5 protein-coding genes are annotated in these 8074 nt (G+C 70.0%); 3 read left to right on the top strand and 2 right to left on the bottom strand.

Going from position 1 to position 8074, the window contains the following annotated elements; all coding sequences use genetic code 11:
- Together QN345_RS12900 and QN345_RS12895 are read right to left on the bottom strand one after the other, a co-directional pair.
- On the bottom strand, positions 1-919 hold a 919-nt coding region (locus QN345_RS12900), incomplete at its 3' end, for an aldo/keto reductase (protein WP_323508719.1).
- 280 nt (positions 920-1199) lie between these two features.
- The gene (locus QN345_RS12895) at positions 1200-2081 is read right to left on the bottom strand and encodes a LysR family transcriptional regulator (RefSeq protein ID WP_134449181.1); all 882 of its coding nucleotides are present in this window, start codon (positions 2079-2081) and stop codon (positions 1200-1202) included.
- Positions 2082-2244: 163 nt separating this feature from the next.
- Here QN345_RS12895 and QN345_RS12890 point away from each other — a divergent pair, with 163 nt between their 5' ends.
- The 3 genes from QN345_RS12890 to QN345_RS12880 all read left to right on the top strand — a co-directional run.
- Entirely contained in the window at positions 2245-5871 is a 3627-nt protein-coding gene (locus QN345_RS12890) for a bifunctional proline dehydrogenase/L-glutamate gamma-semialdehyde dehydrogenase (RefSeq protein WP_322188886.1), read from the top strand.
- Between the two features lie 219 nt (positions 5872-6090).
- Positions 6091-7113, top strand: coding sequence for a 3-oxoacyl-ACP synthase III (locus tag QN345_RS12885; protein ID WP_323504633.1), 1023 nt, complete (start codon positions 6091-6093; stop codon positions 7111-7113).
- A gap of 11 nt (positions 7114-7124) precedes the next feature.
- Positions 7125-8074: alpha/beta fold hydrolase (locus QN345_RS12880; protein ID WP_323508720.1), on the top strand; the 950-nt coding region annotated here is incomplete at its 3' end.

Raw genomic sequence — 8074 nt, 5'->3', positions numbered from 1 at the left:
CGGCGGCGCGGAACAGCTCGTACCACTCGGCCCTGGTGAGGGTCACATCGGATCCCTGGGCCGCCCCGGTGACGCGTCCGGGGGTGGTGGTGCCGAGAACGACCTGCATCCTGGCGGGGTGGCGGAGGATCCAGGCGGTCGCGATGGCGATCGGCGGGACGCCGTAGTGGGCGGAGAGCCTGTCGATGACGGCGTTGAGTTCGGGGTACTCGGGAGAGCCGAGGAAGACCCCCGTGAAGAAGCCGGCCTGGAACGGCGACCATGTCTGGATGGTGATGTCGTTCAGGCGGCAGTAATCGACGATTCCGCCCCCGTCGCGGGTCACGGCCTGCTCCTGCCCGCTCATGTTCGCGGCGACCCCCTGCGCGATGATCGGCGCATGCGTGAGCGAGAGCTGCAGCTGGTTGACGACGATCGGCTGGCGCACGTGCTTCCGGAGCAGGTCGATCTGGCGCGGTGTGTGGTTCGAGACGCCGAATGCCCGGACCTTGCCCGTGGCTTCGAGTTCGTCGAACGCGCGGGCGACCTCCTCGGGTTCGACGAGGGCGTCGGGGCGGTGCAGCAGCAGGATGTCGATGTGGTCGGTCCGCAGGGCTGCGAGGGACCCCTCGACGGATTCGATGATGTGCTCGTAGGAGAAATCGAAGTACGGCCCGTCCCCGACGATTCCCGTCTTGGTCTGGATCGTGATCTCGTCACGCTGGGAGGGGGTGAGCTGCAGCGCCTCCCCGAAGCGGCGTTCGCAGCCGTGCAGTTCGGAGCCGTAGATGTCGGCGTGGTCGAGGAAGTCGATCCCGGCGTCGCGGGCGGTGCGCACGAGTTCGCGGACCTCGTCGTCGCTCTTCTCCTGGATGCGCATCAGGCCGAGGATGACGTTCGGAGCGACGATATCGGTGCCGGGCAGGGTGAAAGTCTTCATGTGGATTCACGCTAGGCGAGGCGGGTACAGAAGTAAAACAACTGACGGTGATGCGATTGAGAAGGGCGAACGATCAATGTGTCGGCCGGGGCGGCGCGGTCGCCAGCGCCGCTCACCGCGGTCGCCGCTCCTCGCTGGCGTCGCCGATCAGGTCGGGCTGCTCGTCGGCTGGCGTTCGAGGGTGCCGATCTCTTTCCCGCCCTGGTCCGTGAGGGTCATCGTGGAGCCGTCGATGGTCGCGGACGTCGCGGATCCCAGCCAGGTGAAGGCGCGACCGTCGTCACGGCGTGACCGCGCGGGCGAGCGCGTCGCGCACGGCGACGACGCCCGGCCGCTTCGTGCTCGAGCGGCGTGCCGCCGAGAAGAGGGTGCGGCGCGGGTGGCCGGGCAGGTCGACGAGGCGCACCGTGGGTTCGGCGCCGGCCCAGACCAGGTCGGGCAGGATACCGACGGCGTTCCCCGATTCGATCAGGCGGATGTGCGCGATCAGGTCCGCGGTCTCGAACCGGACATCGGGTTCGAACCCGGCTTCGCGGCAGAGCTGGCTCGCCCACGACCGGGAGACGGTTCCTTCCGGTTCCATGACCCACGGCATCCGCGCCAGGCCTGCGAGATCAGCGCTCGCGCTCGCGGACGGCAGCGCGAGTCGCAGCGCATCCGTCGCCAGGTTGACCCTGTCGAGGTCCGCCCTGTGGGCACGCCCGTGCCCCGGGTACTGCTCGGCGAGGACGAGGTCGAAGTCCCTGGCACTCACTTCGAACAGGCCGCGCTCCGGCTCGCGCTCGGTCACCTCGACACGCAGCTGGGGGAATTCGGCGGCCAGGAGGGTCAACGCCCGGGGGATCACGGCGTGGGACGCGGACTGGAAGACCGCCACCCGCACGGTGCCCGAGACGGTCGTGAGCGAAGCCATCATCTCGGCCTCGGCGATCTCGAGCCGTTCGAGCAGGTGGGTGGTGTGGTCGACGAGGATCTCGGCCTGCGCGGTGAGCTGCACGCGGCGACCCACCTTGTGCAGGAGCTCGACGCCCGCCTCCTTCTCGAGCAGGGCGAGTTGCTGGGAGACCGCGGACGGGCTGTACGAGAGCGCCTCGGCGACCCCGGCGAGGGTCCCGCGGATCTTCAGTTCACGCAGCAGGCGCAACCTCCGGACGTCCAGCATCCCGTGCACCTTCCGCTCGGCTCCATTGCACACAAATCCTAACCACTACTCTGCACAAACGGTCGCTTTTACTTATCGGAAGTTCCCGCGACACTGGACTCAGATTCCGTCCCCCCGGAACGGCTCCCGGCCGTTGCGCGAGCGAAAGACTACCCTCGTGACCATGAGCAACTCACCGTCCGTCGTGCACCAGGCCCAGAGCGCGGAGGTTGTCACGCTCGTCAGGAAGTGGCTCGCGGAGAGCACCGCCATTCCGGCGGACGTCTCCGCGGAACGCCTCGCCGGCGTGCTCAAGGACCCGAACGGCCTCGACTTCACGGTCGGCTTCGTCGACGGCGTCATGCGCCCCCAGGACCTCATGGTCGCCGGCTACAACCTGCAGGCCGTCGCGAAGAAGGCCCCCGGCTTCCTGCCAGGGTACCTGCGCGGCGCCATCGGCCTCGGCGGCGTGCTCGGCCCCGTGCTGCCGTGGGTCGTCATCCCGGCCGCCCGCAAGGTGCTGCGACAGATGGTCGGCCACCTCGTCGTCGACGCGACGCCGGACAAGCTCGGTCCCGCGATCGCGAGCCTGCGCGAATCCGGCAACCGGCTCAACATCAACCTGCTCGGCGAGGCCGTGCTCGGAGAGAAGGAAGCCCTCCGCAGGCTCGAGGGCACGAGGGAACTGCTCGCCCGCCCCGACGTCGACTACGTCTCGATCAAGGTGTCTTCGATCGCGAGCCAGCTCTCGATGTGGTCGTTCGACGAGGCCGTGACCCGGGTCGTCGAGAGGCTGACCCCGCTCTACGAGCTCGCCGCGGCATCCGCTGTGCCGAAGTTCATCAACCTCGACATGGAGGAGTACCGCGACCTCGACCTCACGATCGCGGTCTTCGAACGCATCCTGGACCAGCCCCGCCTGCTCGGCCTCGAGGCCGGCATTGTGCTGCAGGCGTACCTGCCCGACGCGCTCGGCGCCCTCCAGGGCCTGACCCACTGGGCGCAGAACCGGCGCGCGGCCGGGGGAGCCCCGATCAAGGTGCGCGTCGTCAAGGGCGCCAACCTCGCCATGGAACACGTCGACGCGATCGTGCACGACTGGCCGCTCGCGACCTACGGCACCAAGCAGGACGCGGACACGAACTACAAGCGGGTGCTCAACTGGGCGCTGACCCCGCAGAACACGGATGCCGTCCGCATCGGCGTCGCCGGGCACAACCTCTTCGACGTGGCGTGGGCCCACCTCCTCGCCAAGCGGCGCGGCGTCGACGACCGGGTCGAGTTCGAGATGCTGCTGGGCATGGCGACGAGCCAGGCAGAGGCCGTGAGCCGGGACGTCGGCAGGCTGCTGCTCTACACGCCCGTCGTCAACCCGGCCGAGTTCGACGTGGCGATCAGCTACCTGATCCGCCGCCTCGAGGAGAACGCGAGCCAGGACAACTTCATGTCCGCCGTGTTCGAACTCACGACCTCACCCCCGCTCTTCGAACGCGAGAAGGAGCGCTTCCTCGCCTCACTCCGGGCACTCGAATCATCGGTCGGCCCCGAGGCCTTCGTGCCAGCGCCGAACCGAAGCCAGGACCGTTCTGCGGTCACCCAGCTCGAGGCGACAGAGTCTGCGGCCGAAGCGGCGCAGCACACCGACGATGACCTCGGCCTCACCAATGCCGTGCTCGGCTTCACCCGCGGCTCGCTCAGCGACACGGCCGCGGTCCTGACCCACGCGGGCGCGGGCGACGTGGCCGCCGGCATCCGCCGTTTCCACAACGAGCCGGACACCGACCCCTCGCTTCCGGCGAACCGCGCGTGGGGGCGCCGGATCCTCGCCCAGGTCGAGGGGTCACGCCTCGGCATCGACACGATCCTCGCCGCCCGCGTCGATACAGAGGAACAGCTCGACGCCATCATCGACACCGTCGCCGCGAGCGGCAACGAATGGGGCCAGCGCCCCGGCGGGGAGCGGGCCGCGATCCTGCACCGCGCCGGCCTCGCGCTCGCCGCGAACCGCGACCGCCTGATCGAGGTGATGGCCGCAGAGACCGGCAAGACCATCGCAGAGGGCGACCCCGAGGTGAGCGAGGCCATCGACTTCGCGCACTACTACGCCGAGAGCGCCCGGGCGCTCGACGCCGTGCAGGGCGCCATCTTCGTGCCCCCACGCCTCACCGTCGTGACCCCGCCGTGGAACTTCCCCGTCGCGATCTCCGCCGGCGGGGTGCTCGCCGCACTCGCGGCAGGCTCCGGCGTCATCGTGAAGCCCGCGAAGCTCGCCCAGCGCTCCGGAGCGGTCATGGTCGAGGCGCTCTGGGAGGCCGGAGTGCCCCGCGACCTCCTCGCGCTCGTCGACCTCGCCGACCGGGAGCTCGGCACCCGGCTGATCGGGCACCCCGCGGTCGACCGGGTCATCCTCACCGGAGCATACGAAACCGCGCAGCTGTTCCGGAGCTTCCGCGAGGACCTGCCGCTGCTCGCAGAGACGAGCGGCAAGAACGCGATCATTGTGACCCCGTCCGCCGACCTCGACCTCGCCGCCGCCGACGTCGTCAAGAGCGCGTTCGGGCACGCCGGACAGAAGTGTTCCGCAGCGAGCCTCGTCATCCTCGTCGGTTCCGTCGCCAGGTCCGAGCGTTTCCTCGGCCAGCTCGTCGATGCCGCGACGAGCCTGCGGGTCGGACGACCCTCCGACCCGGTCACCCAGATGGGCCCGCTCATCGAACCTGCCAACGGCAAGCTCCTGCACGCCCTCACCGAACTCGGCGTCGGCGAGAGCTGGCTCGTCGAACCGAAACAGCAGGGCGAGGACGGCGCGCTGTGGTCGCCGGGCATCCGCACGGGAGTCGCTCCCGGTTCCTACTTCCACCTCACCGAGTTCTTCGGGCCCGTGCTGGGAGTGATGCATGCGCGCACACTCGAGGAAGCCATCCGCTTTCAGAACGCGGTCGACTACGGGCTCACCTCCGGACTGCACTCGCTCGATCCCGAGGAACTCGCGACCTGGCTCGAGACGATCGAGGCGGGCAACCTGTACGTCAACCGGGGGATCACGGGCGCGATCGTGCAGCGCCAGCCGTTCGGCGGCTGGAAGCGCTCGTCGGTGGGAGCAGGCACGAAGGCCGGCGGCCCGAACTATCTCTACGGCCTCGGCAGCTGGGTGACCAACCCGGGCAGGAACAGTTCGACCCTGCACCTGCGCGGCCTCGAACCGAGCGTCACGCAGCTCATCGAGGGGTCGCAGCCCGTGCTCGACTATGCCGACTTCGACGTACTGCGCCGCTCGGCCCTCAGCGACGCGCTCGCCTGGCGCGAGGAGTTCGCGGCGGTCAGGGACGTCTCCGCGCTCGGCGTCGAACGCAACCTGTTCCGCTACCGGACGTTGCCCGTCACGGTGCGCCTCGCCGAGGACGGCACCCTGTCGAACCTGCTGCGGGTGCTCATCGCCGCGACCCTCTCGAAGTCGCGTTTCACGGTGTCGAGCGCGCTGCCGATGCCGCCGATCGTGCGGGGCGCGCTCGCCGAGCGTGAGATCCCGGTCACGGTCGAGAGCGACGCCGAATGGCTCGCCCGCGCCGCAGCCGGCGGCATCACGACGAGCCGGGTTCGGCTGATCGGCGGCGACCCGCTGACCGGGGCGACGGATGCGGCGGCCCAGCTCGCGCACGCCCTCCGCGGCAGCCCCGACGTGGCCGTCTACGCCCACCCGGTCACCCAGGCAGGCAGGGTCGAGTTGTTGCCGTTCCTCCGTGAGCAGGCGATCTCGATCACGGCGCACCGCTTCGGCAACCCGAGCACCCTCTCCGCCGGCATCATCTGACCGCCCCGCCTCGCCCCGCGCGCTCACCCGAACCGCGAGAGCGGAGATTTGGCCCTTAAACCACGATGTTAAGGGCCAAAACTCCGCTCTCGCGGACGGGGTGGGCGGTCAGGGGGGAGCGGCACACAGCCTGCATACGAGGAACGATCAGTTGAGTGGGGGATAATACCGGGGACCGTGGCGTGCCAGCGGCGCCACAATTCGACAGGGGAACAGCACTTGGACGGAAACGCAACGACGTCGCACACAAACGTCGCGCTCTTGGCGGTCGCGAGCACCCTCGCACCGATCGTCACTACCTCGATCGAGATCGACCGTCGACTGCAGCCGGCCCTGAAACGCCTGCGTCTCCCGAGCGGCCTGCTCCAGCGCGTCGCCGGCGTCTACGAACGCCGCAACTGGGGCAGCGACCTCGCCTTCGACGACGCGGCCGTGTCAGCGGGCAAGCGTGCCCTGCGCGACGCGGGCGTCGAGCCGGGCCAGGTCGGTCTCCTGATCAACACCTCGGTCACCCGCAAGCACCTCGAGCCCTCCGTCGCCGTGCGCATCCACCACGGCCTCGGCCTGCCGTCGTCCGCCACCAACTTCGACATCGCGAACGCGTGCCTCGGGTTCGTGAACGGGATGACCCTCGCCGCGCAGCTGATCGACTCCGGCCAGGTCAACTACGCCGTGGTGATCGACGGCGAAGACGCCGACGAAATCCAGTCCAACACGATCGACCGGCTCGGGCGGCCCGACATCGGCCGCAAGGACTTCATGCGCGAATTCGCGAGCCTGACCCTCGGGTCAGGGGCGGCCGCGGCCGTCCTCGGACGTGCAGACCGCCATCCGGAAGGCCATCGCATGCTCGGCGGCGTCACCCGCGCCGCTACCCAGTTCAACGGGCTCTGCATCGGCAGCGTCGACGGCATGTTCACCGACGCCAAGGCGTTGCTCAAGGGCGGCATGGAACTGGTCGTGTCGGCCTGGACGGAGGCGAAGCGCGACTGGAACTGGTCGAGCATGGACCGCTACATCCTGCACCAGGTCTCTGACGTGCACACCAACGCGATCGTGAAGGCCACCGGGCTCGACCGGGCGAGGGTGCCCCTCACCTACCCGCTGTTCGGCAACGTCGGGCCGGCGTCGATCCCGATCACCCTGGCCGAAGAGGCCAAGACCCTGCGTCGCGGCGACCGGGTGCTGCTCATGGGGGTCGGCTCCGGCCTCAACACCGCCATGATGGAACTGGCCTGGTGACCGGCCGCACCATGACCCACCCCCGGCAACAGCACCAGTACCGCCTGCCGCGCGCCGCTGCGACGCCCGCGCCGGCGTCCCTGCCGCCCGAGGGGCTGCCGGGACTCGACCCCGCGTTCTCGAGGCTGGTCGAGGCAGGGGAGCCGGGCGCCGGCATCCGCACCTGGCACCTGCTCGACAACGGGCCCGTGCTCGCGTCCCGCGGCATCACCCCGGTCGGCACGGTGCTGTGCGTGCACGGGAACCCGACCTGGTCGTACCTGTGGCGGTCGCTCGTGACGCAGGCGACGGATGCCGCCACGCGCGGCGAAGAGGCCTGGCGCGTGATCGCCGTCGACCAGCTCGAGATGGGCTTCTCCGAGCGCACCGGGACGGTGCGCCCGCTCGCCCGCCGGGTCGCAGACCTGGGCGACCTCACGGACGCGCTCGGCGCGGAACCGCTGGGACTCACCGGCCCGGTCGTCACCTTCGGCCACGACTGGGGCGGAGTCGTCTCGCTCGGCTGGGCGATCGACCACCCGGACCTGCTCGCGGGCGTGCTGCTGCTCAATACCGCCGTGCACCAGCCGGAGGACGCCGCGATCCCGGCGCCCCTGCGGCTGGCACTCCAGGGCGGCGTGCTCGGCACCGCGACCGTCACGACGCCCGCGTTCCTCGACACGACGCTCGCGCTCGCGCATCCGCCGCTGTCCGCCGCCGTCAAACGCGCCTACCGGGCGCCGTACCGGGGAGCGGCCCGCCGGGGCGGGATCGGCGCGTTCGTCGCCGACATCCCGGTCGGTCCCGGATCCGTCAGCACGCCGGAACTCGACCGCATCGCCTCTGGCCTTCGCGGCCTCGAGGTGCCGGCCCTGCTGCTCTGGGGTCCCACCGATCCGATCTTCAGCGACCGGTATCTCGACGATCTCCTCGACCGACTGCCCGACGCCGACGTTCACCGCTTCGAGGGGGCCGGCCACCA

Source organism: Cryobacterium sp. 10I1 (assembly GCF_035019805.1).
GTDB classification, from domain to species: domain Bacteria; phylum Actinomycetota; class Actinomycetes; order Actinomycetales; family Microbacteriaceae; genus Cryobacterium; species Cryobacterium glucosi.
This window is presented reverse-complemented; position numbering and strand designations above follow the sequence as displayed.